The 14,582-nt window shown below is 55.5% G+C and carries 9 protein-coding genes and 1 tRNA gene; 5 read left to right on the forward strand and 5 right to left on the reverse strand.

Features of this window, described 5'->3' with window-relative positions; translation table 11 throughout:
• Positions 1-27: 27 nt before the first annotated feature.
• Positions 28-585 (reverse strand): transcription elongation factor GreB, encoded by a 558-nt coding sequence (gene greB, locus ACH2DG_RS03970; protein ID WP_395024392.1) that lies wholly within the window; start codon positions 583-585, stop codon positions 28-30.
• A 96-nt stretch (positions 586-681) separates the two neighbouring features.
• Positions 682-758 (reverse strand) — tRNA-Arg (locus ACH2DG_RS03975).
• A 190-nt stretch (positions 759-948) separates the two neighbouring features.
• Here ACH2DG_RS03975 and ACH2DG_RS03980 point away from each other — a divergent pair.
• From ACH2DG_RS03980 to ACH2DG_RS03995, 4 genes are all read left to right on the forward strand, one after another.
• The gene (locus ACH2DG_RS03980; RefSeq protein ID WP_395024393.1) at positions 949-2,142 is read left to right on the forward strand and encodes a tyrosine-type recombinase/integrase; all 1,194 of its coding nucleotides are present in this window, start codon (positions 949-951) and stop codon (positions 2,140-2,142) included.
• 62 nt (positions 2,143-2,204) lie between these two features.
• On the forward strand, positions 2,205-3,794 hold the full coding sequence (locus ACH2DG_RS03985; protein ID WP_395024394.1) for a YfjI family protein: 1,590 nt from the start codon (positions 2,205-2,207) through the stop codon (positions 3,792-3,794).
• Positions 3,795-4,104: 310 nt separating this feature from the next.
• Positions 4,105-4,296 (forward strand): AlpA family transcriptional regulator, encoded by a 192-nt coding sequence (locus ACH2DG_RS03990; RefSeq protein ID WP_395024395.1) that lies wholly within the window; start codon positions 4,105-4,107, stop codon positions 4,294-4,296.
• 317 nt (positions 4,297-4,613) lie between these two features.
• Positions 4,614-5,267 carry an inovirus Gp2 family protein gene (locus ACH2DG_RS03995; protein WP_395024396.1) on the forward strand — a complete coding sequence of 218 codons (654 nt, stop codon included), beginning with the start codon at positions 4,614-4,616 and terminating at the stop codon, positions 5,265-5,267.
• Positions 5,268-5,524: 257 nt separating this feature from the next.
• Here ACH2DG_RS03995 and ACH2DG_RS04000 read toward each other — a convergent pair whose 3' ends face one another.
• On the reverse strand, positions 5,525-7,261 hold the full coding sequence (locus tag ACH2DG_RS04000) for an IPTL-CTERM sorting domain-containing protein (protein ID WP_395024397.1): 1,737 nt from the start codon (positions 7,259-7,261) through the stop codon (positions 5,525-5,527).
• A 370-nt stretch (positions 7,262-7,631) separates the two neighbouring features.
• Between ACH2DG_RS04000 and ACH2DG_RS04005 the strand changes: the two genes are divergently transcribed.
• Complete coding sequence (locus ACH2DG_RS04005; protein WP_395024398.1) at positions 7,632-10,322, forward strand: winged helix-turn-helix domain-containing protein; 2,691 nt, start codon at positions 7,632-7,634, stop codon at positions 10,320-10,322.
• Between the two features lie 383 nt (positions 10,323-10,705).
• Here ACH2DG_RS04005 and ACH2DG_RS04010 read toward each other — a convergent pair whose 3' ends face one another.
• Together ACH2DG_RS04010 and ACH2DG_RS04015 are read right to left on the reverse strand one after the other, a co-directional pair.
• Entirely contained in the window at positions 10,706-11,596 is an 891-nt protein-coding gene (locus ACH2DG_RS04010; protein WP_395024399.1) for a LysR family transcriptional regulator, read from the reverse strand.
• 143 nt (positions 11,597-11,739) lie between these two features.
• A partial coding sequence (locus tag ACH2DG_RS04015) for a hypothetical protein (RefSeq protein WP_395024400.1) occupies positions 11,740-14,582 on the reverse strand: 2,843 nt, incomplete at its 5' end.

A 14,582-nucleotide genomic window follows, 5' to 3' on the forward strand; every position in this document is an offset into this window, starting at 1 on the left:
CACACTCCAACAGGCATATCAGATCCATTAGGCAGCCTTGGGTGGCGGATACTCCACATCCAGTACCTCCAGCACGCGCACGCCCCCCGGGGTCGGCAGTTGGACCTCGTCGCCGACCCGGGCCTTGAGCAAAGCCCGCGCAATCGGTGCAATCCAGCTCACCTGACCACGGCTTGCGTCAGCCTCATCAATGCCCATGATGACAATGCGTTCCTCGCAACCATTCTGATCACAGTAAGTGACCGTCGCGCCAAAGTACACCTGATCGCTCCCGTGGTGCGCTGACGGGTCTACCACTTCGGCCGCCTCCATGCGCTTGGTCAGAAAACGAATACGGCGATCGATCTCCCGCAAGCGCTTTTTGCCGTACAGGTAATCACCGTTTTCAGACCGGTCCCCGTTGCTGGCCGCCCAGTGCACGACCTCCACCACCTTCGGGCGCTCATCATCAATCAACTGCAGCAGTTCAGCCTCCAGCGCGCGGTAGCCTGCTGGCGTGATGTAATTCTTGCCGCCGGCAATCCTGGGCAACTCCGGCAGCTCATCGTCATCTGCATCGGTCTCTTTGGTGAAAGCTTTGTTCATACCCGCCATTTAAGCAAATTGCGCCGCAGCATGGAGACAAGCTGGCATGACGACAAAGAAAAAGCCTGCAATCCGAAGATTGCAGGCTTTCCAATATGGTGCGGCTGGCAGGAATCGAACCCACGACCCCTTGGTTCGTAGCCAAGTACTCTATCCAGCTGAGCTACAGCCGCATTTATCGATGCTATGGCGGAGAGGGAGTCCTCCAGAATAGCGTTCGATGCGGTGCTTAGTAAATCAATAAGCATTTGATTTTAAACATTTTAAAATCATTAGATAGTTCAACAACGTTCAACAAGATTCAACTATTTTCATTACTTTATGTGGGCATAATGTGGGACAACTCCATCAAGGAATCCCACAATGCCAAAGATCGCCAAACAACTTTCAGACCGTGCCGTGGCGGCCCTCAAAACAGAGGGGCGCCACGCCGTAGGCGGTGTAGCAGGATTGCACCTGCGCGTATCTGCGGGCCACCGAGGCTGGGTGCTTCGGGTCAAAGTTGGAGATGCCCGCAAAGATATGGGGCTTGGCGCTTATCCTGTGGTGAGCCTAGCAGAAGCTCGGGAGCGCGCTTGGAAGATTCACGAGAGCATTCGTGAAGGGCATGCTCCCGTGGCACCCCGGCGCCAACAGCGCCAAGCACTCCTGGCGCAAGCAGCCACAGAAAAAACCTTCCGCTGGTGCACAGAAGAATTCCTCAAGGCCAAGTCCTCCGAATGGAAAAACGCCAAGCATCGCCAGCAATGGGAAAACACCCTCGAGACCTATGCCATGCCCGCTCTCGCGGACCTCGCCGTCTCTGTGATTGACTTACCCCATGTGCTCGCGTGTCTCGAGCCTATCTGGAGCAGCAAGAATGAAACGGCCAGCCGTTTGCGCGGCCGCATTGAATCCGTCTTGGACTGGGCAGCAGTGCGTAAATACCGCAGCGGCGAAAACCCTGCCCGCTGGAAAGGCCATCTGGACAAAGTGCTAGCTGCGCCATCGAAGATCCAAAAGGTGGAGCACCACCGCGCCCTGCCTGTCGATGACATACCTTCGTTCATGACCGCCCTCCAGTCACGTGTCGGCATAGCTGCTCGCGCTCTGGAATTCATCATCCTGACAGCAGCGCGCTCGGGAGAAGTCAGAGGTGCCATATGGACAGAAATAGATTTCAAGAACGCCATCTGGACTGTGCCTGCTGAGCGCATGAAAGCAGGAGTGGAACACCGGGTGCCGCTATCGGATGCGGCTCTTCATCTGTTGAAATCACTTCCACGTATTGCAGGAACAGAGCTGCTATTTCCCGGCACCAAAGGCCAGCCCCTTTCCGATATGACGATGACCGCAGTCATGCGACGCATGAATATCGATGCTGTCCCCCATGGGTTCCGCTCCACATTCAGAGACTGGGCTGGGGAGAAGACCAACTTCCCCAGAGAAGTCGCCGAGCAGGCACTTGCACACACTTTGGAGAGCAAGGTGGAGGCAGCCTACCGACGTGGAGACGCGCTAGAAAAGCGCCGCCAGATGATGCAAGAATGGGCAAAATTCATTGACGCAAAGCGCTAAGTTCATGAGCATCCCCAATCCGATTACTTGTATAGCACACAAATATGTCAATATCACAGCCGATGAGTGAATCAAGCTTCCATAGCCCCTTTGGAAATATCAATTTCATTACAAACCCTGATTTGTTTCCTATAGATACATTACCGAAAAACCTGGCAGAGGTTATCTATGAGGTTCAGCGCAGAGTACAGGCTCCGATGGGACTCATTGCTTCTTCGATGCTGTCATCCATGGCAATCGCATGCCAAGGTGCAATCAACATTCTGGCACCCACAGGGGAGACAATTCCTACTAGCTTATTCGTAGTCACAATTGCTGAATCCGGCGAGCGAAAAACGGGTACAGACAAAATATTCACCCAAGCCATTCGTGAATTTGAAGAGCGACAGAAGCAGCTGCATGCAGATCAGTTGAAGACTTATCTAAGGGAAAAATACATCTGGGATCTTCAACGAGAAGATTTGGACAAGTCCATGCGGCATGCCATTAAAAATAATGAAGACCTTAGTTCTCTGCGCGATAAATTTGATGATCTAATAAACAAAGAACCTTCCCCCCCTCGTCAACTACGTCTGCTGTACTCGAATGCAACCATAGGAGCTCTTCTAAAGAATCTCTCGGAGAATTGGCCTGCAGGAACGATCCAATCCAGTGAAGGCCTGTCGGTATTGGAGAGCAAAACGTTTCAAAGCCTTGGACCATTCAATGAACTGTGGGATGGAGACACCTACATCAACATTGATCGTATGGGTTCAGAGAGCTATGAGCTCAAGAATGCGCGTCTTAGTATTTCTTTGATGATGCAGCTTCAACCATTCAGCGACTTCCTCAGCAAGAAAGACTACTTGGCAATCAACTCTGGCTTGCTGTCACGGTTCCTATTATCCATGCCTACCAGTATGCAGGGATCTCGAGTTGAGCAGAAGAGATCAACCCAAGACAACAATTCGAATGCATTAAACCAATTCAAAGAAAAAATGCATCATTGGCTTCAAAATAGCGCTGAAAGAATAACAAACAATCAAGCCTATAAAAATCTAGAGTTCAGTCCCGAAGCAGAAAATAACTACATCGCTTGTCGTACAAAAATTGAACGACTGATCAATCCCGATGGGGAACTCCACGGGCACAATGCACTGGCTTCAAAACTTGGAAACAACCTGGCAAGAATTGCTGCATTAATCCATGCATTTACTGCTACTGAAGAGAAAATTGATATCAAGACACTTAATGCGGCTTGGCACATACTGCAATGGTATACAACGCAACACCTTAAATTCATCAAAACAGTGAAAAATGAACCATCTGATGAAGACATGGGCAATGTACTGCTTCAATGGCTGGAAAGACATAATAATCCGATGGGGTACCAATTTCACGTCACCCATATCTATCAGAAAGCCACGAACTCCATTCGAGGAAAAGAAAAAGCACAGCGTGCAATTGCCAACTTAGAGAATCGGGGCCTCATCTACTACAACAAAAACGACAGGCCTAAGACTATTGTTTTGCGAAATAGCTTTCAGTCAAATCTGGGAGTTAGCTCCCCTCTTTCACACATCGCCGCCCACCAAAAAGCATTCGAAGGTGGCGGACTGAAGGGCAATGATCCCACAATGAAAGGCGTTTTCAAAACCAGTAGCCCTATATAAATTGCACAATTTTTAATCTGCTACTTTTGCTAATTTTGCTACAGTCGCAAAAGTATCTTTGCAATTCGTTATAAGCAACTGCATTTCTCCAAACACGATCATTGCGCCGAACTACGCCTTAGATGCTGCCCCAAGCGTTTCTTTGCTGGGAGCATGCGGAAGATGAATACCCGCATATGCATTACCACAGGTACCCCTAACCCTTCTGAGAAGTTTCACTGAAAAGATACTTCTGCCTGAAACAGAGAAATTTACTTATCGAAATTACTTCGCATCGACACATCCAATGTCTTAATCATTGGAATTCATCATGCGTGTATTAAAGCTGAAAGAAGTTTTGTTCAAAACAAGTCTTGGGAAGACAACTCTGTACATGCTCGTCAAAGATGCAGCCTTCCCTAAGCCCATCCCTTTGGGATTGCGTGCAGTCGGCTGGTTGGAGTCGGAAGTTGATACTTGGATTCAGAGCCGAATTTCTGCCAGAGATCGGGCCATCAATTAATTATTTTCAAGAGTGAAAAACAAAAACAAAGAGTTGCCAACAAGCCACTCTTTGCTATATCCTCTGGTTATTTTCAACAACGACCTTCACCAACATCCATCTACTGTTGTATGTTTAAGTATTATTAATTAAGAAATTAAAAGGATTAGCAACAACATAAATCTCAATGATTTAACGCGAGCCAACCCAACCCATTCAATTCATCGCAGCCGATAGAAATCAATGCAATCAGATCAATACCGATCATTGATATCTAAAGATGAATATTTTCCATCGAAGTCAAAGTGTATGCATTCAACAACCTCAATGCATACATCATGAAACGCAACCCATTCAACACAAATAATCACCTCCATCACGACTCCTTCTATCAAGGTCATGAGGTGCAAATCAATCACGGCCCATTAATTAAAGAAAATCTTTCGAGGACACTGAATTGCTTTAACAAAGCATTAGAAAAATATCCTCGTGTATGTGCGATGCGATTCGATCTGCATATTCCTGACAACTACTTTTCAGCAGGAATGAATGACAATGGCTTAATCAATAAATTCTTTTCATCTCTGCGCTCTCAGATTCAGTGTTCCCAACACAGAAGTCGTAAATTGGGACATCGCGTTCATGAAACGGATGTACGATATACATGGGTACGAGAAATAAGTAGCACTGGCAGGGTTCACTATCATGTTACTCTTCTACTGAACCACGACGCATATACCCATATTGGTGAGTTCAACCTAGAGAGTGAAAATATGTACAGCCGTATTCACAAAGCCTGGGCAAGTGCCCTATGTGTTTTGATGGATGATGTGGTGGGGCTGATCCATATTCCGCAGAATCCCACATATCTGATTAGAAGGGATAATCCTCAATCTTTCGATGAGGCCTTCTTTCGATCTAGCTATTTGTGCAAGATGAAAACCAAGGATTTCGGGCAAGGCTTCCATACCTTTGGATGCAGCAGAATCTAACTTGCACTACATGACAGAGGCGATAAGTCTTTAGTTCACTACAAAAATGCCTAGCTATATAAATCATTTAGAGGTCGAGACATCCCAATCCCAGGTGCAATTATGTAGTAAACCAAAGGTCGCCTCGCGCTTTCAAGCGCGGCGTTGTACGTCTTCCAGTTCATTGTGAGTGGACTGATACAAGGAGCGTGGGGAAAAGAGGGGCACCGGGCTGAAAGACGCTTGACATTCTCAGCCAAACCCATGCCCTTTCAGAGTCAGGCGTCCCGACGTCGCGCCCACCCCAGACCAAACAGCCCCAGGCTCAATGCCAGCAAGGCCCAGGCCGACAATGTAGGCACTCCTATGGGTGAGGATGAGGCAGAGCCGTCACGCACTACCACGCTCAATGGCGCCTGTGTATCGCTCGGGGCGTTTGCCGCGTCGCCACTATAGTTGGCGGTCAGTGCATGTATGCCCACGGATAGGTTGCTGGTCGTCAAGCTCGCCGTTCCGTCAGGTCCCACAGGTGCGCTACCGATGGGTATACCGTTGTCGTTGAAGGTGACCGAGCCGCTGGCTGCGGCTTTGGCGATGTCCGCTTTGGTGAATTTGGCGGTAGCCCGCTTGGATGTGGGCGTTACCGTCGCGGTCAAGGTGATGGGCTGTCCAGCTACGATGGGGTTAGGCGTGGCCATCAGCGTCAGCGCCGTAGGTGCCTGCCCGGTCACGACGCAGGTCACGGTGATGTCGTTGACATTCGCGCCGCTTACCGTGCCACTGCTTTGGGCGACGCTGCAAGTTTGCGCAGGCAAGGTCGGCTGGGACGAAACCGTTACCGCGTAGGCCGAGGCATCCGCCAGCGTGGCAGGAAAGCCGAAATTGCCGTTCGCGTTGACCGGCAAGGTCTGACCGCTACTGCCCTCGGCCAGAACCAGGCCACTGCCGACCAAGCCCGACACTGTGCCGCCGATGGTGTAACGACCCGGCGCCGCAGCCACGGAGATGCCAGCCGACAATGTCGTGCTTACACCGCCAGAAGCCTGCGTCGCCCGAACATCGCGCGGGCCAGGTGCGGCACTGGGGGCCGCGTTGAGCGTGGCGCTAGCTGTACTGGTGCTGGTGATGGCGAGGTTGCTTACCGAGATGCCTGAGCCAAAATCGAACGTAGTGGCAGGCTGGAAGCCGAAGCCATTCAGTGTGACATCTACGCTCGCGCCAGCCGCCAGGCTGGAAGGCGTGACCGACTGAAGCTTGAACTCGGCGGGAGCAGCAATCTCGCTGAACGACATGCGAGACTGCACCATGACCGAGCCAGCCGGAGCCAACGCGCGGTTCCATTGCAGGGCGCCACCGTTCTCATCACAAGACGTATCAACCCGATTTTCCAGCTGGGCACGGTCAATTTGCCTCCAGATGGAATTAAAGTATCCGGCGAAGTAGGCATCGGGCGCAGTTTCCGGGACCAACAGCATCGAATAAGGGCTCGATCCCGCCACCGCGCAACCATTGCTAGCCGGTGCACCTGTGGCCTGCCCGTGACCGCCGACGCTGGTGGTTGCGGTCTCCAGATAGGGACGCGTCCAGCCGTCACCCAGCGGCGAAGCCACGGCTGCGCCAAGAAAGATCTTGGCATCACGCGTCGAACCTGCTGGGGAGTTATCCAGCTTCAATGCCTTGGTGAAGTAGTGATTGCCATTGACATATTGCACTGTGAGGGTTGCAGTAACACCGGTCGTTCCCAGGCCCGTCTTCACCGTCACCGTGAAGGGATCAGACTGCGTACCGCTCCCCGACACCGGGCTCAGTGATTGCGGTGTATACGGCGTACCGTCGAGAGCGATATCCGTGATGTGCGTACCTGGATGCTGACTGAAATCCGGCTTGAACAGTGCACCCGACCAGGCGACCACGAAACCCATGTCAGCCGTGCCGTCTACTGTGTCGTAGGGCTGAATCAGCCCTCTACCCGAAACCTCGTTGCTCGTAATCTGGAACGAATTGTCCTCACCCACACGTATCTGCAGCGGCAAGCCCGGAATGGTGACGTAAGGAGTGGCGGCACTAGCTAGGCCGGATAGCAAGGTTACGCCAAGAAATAGCAGCTTGACAGCAGTCCGGTGCAACAAGGAGGTAATTGATAGCATTTATTTTTCTCAAGCAGGAAGGGAAATGCGACTGGTTCGGCCGCGAGCCAAGAGCAATTAGGCGCGAACGGGCCACTACTGTCGGCACGCCTGAGCAACTTCGCGGTAACGAATCGGTAACGCATCGTGAACACCCCCTCCAAGAACCTCGGTTTCAAGGACAAGTTGGCGACAATCGAGACATTGCCAGCGACTTCCCTTTCCGTCGCTAGCGTCCCCTTGGAGCCGACTACACACCATGAACAGCGGAGACGAACCTTCCGACAAAACCTCCTATCGTTATCGCTTCGGGACCGCTGAGTTTGACGAAGCTCGGTTCGAACTGCGCGTGGCGGGGCTGCCGGTCGATGTAGAGCGGCGCGCGCTTGAGGTGCTGCTTTACCTGTTGCGCCATGCTGGGGAGGTGGTCACCAAGGATGAATTGCTTGGCGAGATCTGGGCCGGTCGTGTCACGGTCGACAAGGTGCTGCCGAATGCGATTAACAAGCTGCGACGCGCGCTTGGTGAGACCAATGCCGAACTGATCGTTACCCAGCCGCGCATTGGCTACCGACTGGCGAGCCCAGTCGAGCGGACGGCAGTAGGCAGGGTGCTCGAAAGCCGCATGGAGCTTGTAGCTGGCCAACCCGTGCCCGAGCGGCCCAACTTCGTGCTCGTGCGCCTGCTGGGTAGTCGACCTGGTAACGAAGTGTGGCTCGCCGAGCATTCAAAGACGCATGATCTGCGCGTCTACAAGTTCGGCGCCGATGGAGACCGGCTGCGTGCTCTCAAACGCGAGGCGACGCTCGCGCGCGTGCTGGCCGAAAGCCTGGACGACGAGGCGCACTTTACCCGAGTCATCGACTGGAACTTCGAAACGGCACCGTTTTTCCTCGAATGCGAATACGGCGGCGACAATCTGCTCGATTGGGCCAAGAACCACCTGGCTCCACTCGGCGAGGAGCAGCGGATACAGCTCTTCCTGCAACTGACCGATGCTGTGGCCGCTGCACATGGGGTGGGGATACTGCATAAGGATCTGAAACCCGCGAATGTACTTATCGCCCCACAGGCTGACGGCTGGTTGCTGCGGTTGACCGACTTCGGCAGCGGTCGCCTGACCGATCCCTCGCGGCTAGAGGAGCTGGGCATCACCCGCCTGGGGATGACGGTGACCCAGCAACTGAGTGAAGATGCCATGAGCGGCACACCGCTGTATCTCGCCCCTGAAACCATCGCCGGCCACACCCCCACGGCACAGAGCGACGTCTATGCGCTGGGCGTGATCCTGTACCAACTGATTGCCGGCGCGCTGAATAAGCCACTGGTGCCAGGATGGGAGGAGGATGTGGGCGATCCACTGTTACAGGAAGACATCCGCCTTGCCACGGATGGCAATCCGGCTCGGCGCCTGAGCAGTGCAGCCGAGTTGGCCGCTCGTTTGCACCAGCGCGAGGCGCGGCGCCAACACGCACAAGCCACTGCCGAGGCTCGGACACGAGCCCAGGCCGCGCAGGAGGCGCTCACTCGCAGCCGCGCTCGCCGTCCATACCTGATCGCACTAGTTGTGGCACTGATCACCTGTACCAGCGTTGCGCTGTGGTTCTACAGGGCGGTACAGCACGAGCTCGACCGTGCCATTGCCATCAATCAGTTCATTAGCAGCGACCTATTCCAACACAATCCCATCATTGCCCGTGGGCAGGGGGCGCTTGTAAAAGACATGCTGCTTGACATGCGCGACAAGCTGTCGCAACGTTTTGGGGATCAGCCCGCGATTGAAGCAGACCTGCGCGCCAATTTCGCCACGGTCTTCAATACTATGGGGCTGAAGGGCGAAGCTGAGGACGAGGAGCGACGCGCCCTCATCCTCTACGAGCAGGTGTATGGCGCCCAGGACAGAAACACTCTGACAGCGCGCTCCATGCTGATACGCTACCACGCGCGCCATGGCAAGTTTGGTGAAGCGCTGGCCCAGCTCGACACCTTCGACAGACTGACCCAAGGCAGTGCCGCCCCCCTCACACGTTATCTACGAGCGTATGCCAGGGGGGTGTACCACTTGCACCGACGGGAATCGAGCAAAGCACTGGCCGAATTCCGCACCGCGATCACGTTACACAGCCAGGGGGTTCCCTACAACCAGTCCGACTGGGACTGGTTACGGATATACGAGATCATGGTACTGACCCGCACCGGTCAAGCACAGGAAGCTCAGCAGAAAAGTGAACACATGCTGGAGGAAGTCGCTGCGCGTGGCGAGGGCTATATACAGCGAACCAGCCTGGTGCAAACTTTAAGGGCCAATGCCATCCTGCAGCAGGGCGATGCCATTGGCGCCCAAGCAAACATGTTAGCTGCGCAGAGCCTCGTGCTCCCTCTCCTTGGACCGCGTCATGCCCGCAGAGTAGCCATTGCAAGCAGCCTGGCTGAGATCAAGCGCTGGCAACAAGACTGGCCCGCCGCCATCAACTATGCCACTGAGGCGCACGAAAAGCTACGCGCTCACTATGGGGGCGACTATATCGATACCGACCTGCAGCTGACCAGTCTGGGCCAGTACCTCTACGAGTCGGGTCGCGCTATCGAAGCTGTGCCGCGTCTGCAGACCGCCTACTCGCAGCTGCTGCGCCGACTCGGTGCGGAAAACCCAGCCACAGCCGAGGCCGGATTCTGGCTGGCCGCCAGCCTCATCTCGCTTGGCGAGCTAGATGCAGCTCAGGAGTGGTTGCGCGGTGCCAATGCACAAGTGCTTGAGCAGGACGCCAAGGCCCCCGCCTGGCAGGCGCGGCTCGATGTGCTAAATGGCTTGGCCCTTCAGCAGCGCGGCGACCCGACTGCCTCTGCATTGTTGCGTGTATCGCTGGCCGCGCTGGAACAGGAAGAGCCAGCAGACCTCTGCGGGGCGATATGCAAGCAGGCGCGTGCGGCAATCAACGCCGGATCCTAACTGCTAAGCGCCAGGAGATCACGCGAGACCGGCATGCAATTCATGGTCAAGTGGCGGTTGAACCTGGGTATGGATGACACTGGTTTTTATGAAAACACTGCTTCCGAAACAGCCGCAATCAACTCATGGGCAGTTGCATTTTTTGAGGGAACCCTAAAAGCCTGGTAACCAATGTCATTGATACCAAGCAGGATAGCCATGCACGTCACCCCGAATATGGAAAGAATGCCTCGCTTGAAGCATTCAACACCTCGCAGACTTATTCTTCACCGCCTCCATCAGCAATAATTTGAAATTCCTTTTCAACAATAAAATTTAACATCGACATCATTATCAAATTTAATATAATGTTTAGGCTTCAACTCCTACTCGGTCAAAGAAAATTATATTTCTTCTACACCTATAATTTTTAGAAAGTTTTTAACCGTAGCTTTTTCATTGTTTTCATCAAAAATAGTGGCCAATCCAATATGCAACACTCTTGATGATTCCACCAATGGCTGCACTGCGATTACATGCTTATATGTTTCAGCACAGGCCTTTGGCACCAACGCGACGCCCACTCCGCTGTGTACCAGATTAATAATCGTATCAATCTGACGAGCCTGTTGAACCACACGCGGCGTGAACCCAGCCTGTTGGCATGCGAACGAAATTACAGCCTCCAGCGACATCGCCTGAGATTTTTCGAAGCCCACAAAAGGATATCCGGCCAGATCCACCAATTTAATCTGTTCTTTGGTAGCCAGTGGATGCCCTTTGGGAAATACCGCCACTAGTTCATCCTCCTCTCCTGGGATAGGAAAATAAGGACGATTGGAAACTATAGGGTAGTGAATGATGCCGATATCTATGCTGCCAGCATCCAGCAAATCGACCGTCTCTGACGACGTTGACTCTTGCAACTGTAGATTCACATTCGGGTATTTTGAAGCAAACTGTGGCAGCACTTGAGGCAGTAAATGGTGTGCAGCACCACTGGGAAAGGCGATTGTGAGAATACCCGTCTCGCCAGAGGTGAGGGATGCGGAAGTCAATAATGCATCCTCCAATGCATCGACCACTCGACGCACTGGATTTAGCATTAGCATTCCTCTCTCTGTTAACTGGGTTCTCTTGGTACTACGTATAAAAAGAGGACCACCAAACTCCAACTCTAGGTTTTTTATTACAAAAGTAAGCGTTGGTTGAGATATTTTTAGTTTCTTAGCAGTTCTTCCGAAATGTAAGGTCTCCGCCAATAGCAAAAAATGCTTCAAATGCCGTGCATTCATGTTCAAAAACCTATATCAGCCCAACGTCGAGCTATTGGCCAAGCCTGATTCCTAAAGAACTTTATCGGGCTCATCTTTCGTAGCGGTCCCCTACTATCCTTTTCGTAAATCCTTTACAAATTGGACAGTAGGGATCGCATACCTCATCGAGCACGCCAGCCGCTCTTGGCCGCTGCCACACTCCCGCACAGCAGCAGAGACAACAAGGCCAGCATCCACCAACTATCAACCGGTACCTTGGCGGGATTTGACCCGACCTGGGGCTTGACCGCAGTTTGTACGCAATGGCCTGCCGCAGCGCTGGCCGCATCACAGGTCGAAGCTGGCGGCTGCGGACACATCGGTGTCGCCTCACCGGCCTTGGCAAACAGCCCGGATTTGGCCATGCCGTTCTCGTCCATCGGGATTGGGCAACCTGCCGGTGCGGTCCTGGTGTTGTCGGTGATCATGTTGGCGATACTCGTCACTCCCGCAGGCATCGGATTGACCGCCGTGAATGTGATCGACGCAGTGGCCGTGCCATTGGCCGGCACGCTCGCCAGAGTCACCGTGCACACGCTGCCTGCCGCCGCACCGGCCGCACAGTTGGCCGTAGCACCAGTGATCACACCCGAGTACGTGGTGTTGGCCGGTACCACTTCAAAGAAGGCATGGTCCGACACCGCCGTATTTCCGGCATTCGTGGCCATCAGGTCATAGACGATCGCCTGGCCGCCGATGACAGGGGTCACCGTACCGACATTCAGCGTCTTTCTGACCGTGACGGCCCCCGGCGTGACCGGTTGCACCGTGGTGCTGGCCACGTTGTTGCCCGGGTTCGGGTCTGCCGTGGTGCTGCCAGCCGTAGTCGTTAGCGTCACCGGCGTGGCATCGGCAGGCGTGAAGGTGGTCACGCAGCTGATGGCCTGGCCATTGGCCAAGCTTGCCACCGGCGGCGTAGGCGTACATACCGTGGTGGCACCGGCAGGGGCGCCAGTCACCGCGCAGGTGGCATTGGCAGCCGCGCTGGGACCATTGTTGGTGCAAGTGGTCGTCACGCTCACCGGCTGGCCCACCGTGGCGGGCACGTTGGTCGGTGCGGTGGCGGCCATGTCGGCCGTCGGCGTCACTCCCGGCTGCACCGTGGTGTTGGCCACGTTGTTGCCCGGGTTCGGGTCTGCCGTGGTGCTGCCAGCCGTAGTCGTTAGCGTCACCGGCGTGGCATCGGCAGGCGTGAAGGTGGTCACGCAGCTGATGGCCTGGCCATTGGCCAAGCTTGCCACCGGCGGCGTAGGCGTACATACCGTGGTGGCACCGGCAGGGGCGCCAGTCACCGCGCAGGTGGCATTGGCAGCCGCGCTGGGACCATTGTTGGTGCAAGTGGTCGTCACGCTCACCGGCTGACCCAAGGTTGCAGGCACGGTAGTCGGGGCGGTAGCAGCCATGTCGGCCGTCGGCGTCGCTCCCGGCTGCACCGTGGTGTTGGCCACGTTGTTGTCCGGGTTCGGATCCGTCGTGGTGCTGCCGGCCGTAGTCGTCAAGGTCACCAATACCGTATCTACCGGCGTGAACGTGGTCACACAGCTGATGGCTTGGCCATTGGCCAGGCTTGCTACCGGCGGCGTGGGCGTGCACACCGTAATGGCACCAGCAGGGGCGCCAGTCACCGTGCAGGTGGCGTTGGCGGCTGCGTCCGGGCCATTGTTGATACAACTGGTCGTCACGCTCACCGGCTGGCCCACCGTGGCGGGCACCGTGGTGGGTCCGGTGGCGGCCATGTCTGCTTGCGCATTCACCGGCGTGGTGATGGTGCTGGTGCAGTTGGCGTTGTTGGGCATCGGGCAATGCGGATCACCGCCGCCCTGCACCGTCGCCGTATTCGTCACGCTCGGCACCGCTGCCGCTGTCGGCGTCACCGGGATCACAAAGCTCACGCCAGAGCCCCCTGCCGTCAGCACCAGGTCTGAGGTGCAGGTCACCTGCTGGCCCGAAACCGTGCAGCCATCAGGCAGCGGCGTGCCAATGGTCAGGCCACCAGGGATGACATCGATCACCGTCCAGTCGCCTTCCGTCTCCACCGTGCCCACGTTGGTCACCTTGATGGTGTAGCTCGCCGCCACACCGATCGAGAAGGACTGCGTGCTGGCGGTTTTCTCCACATGCAGCGCAGGCGATACCACAGGTACCGGCACCTGTGCCTGGCAGCGTGCCGGCAGCGGGCTGGTCGTGGCAGTGCAGCCTGGGTCCCCCCCACCGGTCACGCGCGCCGCGTTCTGCACCGTCTGGCCGTCCACAGCCTGCTGCGCCGTCACCGGAATGGTGATGGTGGCGGTGCCGTTGGTCGCGCCCAGCACGCCCACCGTGCAGCTCAGCTGCTGGCCATTGGCCGTGCAGTTTGCCGGCAGCGTGCCGATGGTCAGGCCTGCAGGAACGGTGTCGGTCACCGTGGTGTTGCCAGTGGTCGCTGCCGTGCCCTGGTTGGCCACCGTCAGCGTGTACGTGCCCTGCTCGCCCACCGTGAAGGAGACGGGATTGGCCGTCTTCGCCAGGTGCAGCTCGGGCGCGCTCACCGTGCCGGTGGTCGTGCCCTGGCAGTGCGCAGCTGCAGGGCAAGTCGGATCGCCCCCGCCCGTCACACTGGCCGTGTTGCTCACTTGCTGGCCATTGACCGTGTCGTCCGGCGTCACGGTCACCGTGAAGGTAGCCTGTCCACCAATGGCCAAGCCCGTCGGGATAGTGCAGCTCACCGCCTGGCCGTTGGCCGTGCAGCCATTGGGCAGCGGGGTGCCAATCGCCAAGCCTGCCGGGATGTTGTCGGTGACAGTGGCTGCCGCCGAGGTGGCAGCCTGGCCGTTGTTCGTCACCGTGATGGTGTAGCTCGCCGCATTGCCCACGGTGAGCGTACCGTTCAGCGTCTTGACCAGATCAAGGCGCGGTGCATTGACCGTGGTTGTCGTCGTGCCCTGGCACTGCGCAGGCATTGGGTTGGCACCAGCAGTGCAGACCG

This window comes from Comamonas odontotermitis, assembly GCF_040396735.1.
Lineage (GTDB): Bacteria > Pseudomonadota > Gammaproteobacteria > Burkholderiales > Burkholderiaceae_C > Comamonas > Comamonas odontotermitis_C.

Excerpts from the sequence above, each read along its gene's own strand:
- greB (WP_395024392.1), bottom strand. The coding sequence starts at position 585 with ATGAACAAAGCTTTCACCAAAGAGACCGATGCAGATGACGATGAGCTG.
- ACH2DG_RS03980 (WP_395024393.1), top strand. The coding sequence starts at position 949 with ATGCCAAAGATCGCCAAACAACTTTCAGACCGTGCCGTGGCGGCCCTC.
- ACH2DG_RS03985 (WP_395024394.1), top strand. The coding sequence starts at position 2,205 with ATGAGTGAATCAAGCTTCCATAGCCCCTTTGGAAATATCAATTTCATT.
- ACH2DG_RS03990 (WP_395024395.1), top strand. The coding sequence starts at position 4,105 with ATGCGTGTATTAAAGCTGAAAGAAGTTTTGTTCAAAACAAGTCTTGGG.
- ACH2DG_RS03995 (WP_395024396.1), top strand. The coding sequence starts at position 4,614 with ATGAAACGCAACCCATTCAACACAAATAATCACCTCCATCACGACTCC.
- ACH2DG_RS04005 (WP_395024398.1), top strand. The coding sequence starts at position 7,632 with ATGAACAGCGGAGACGAACCTTCCGACAAAACCTCCTATCGTTATCGC.
- ACH2DG_RS04010 (WP_395024399.1), bottom strand. The coding sequence starts at position 11,596 with ATGAATGCACGGCATTTGAAGCATTTTTTGCTATTGGCGGAGACCTTA.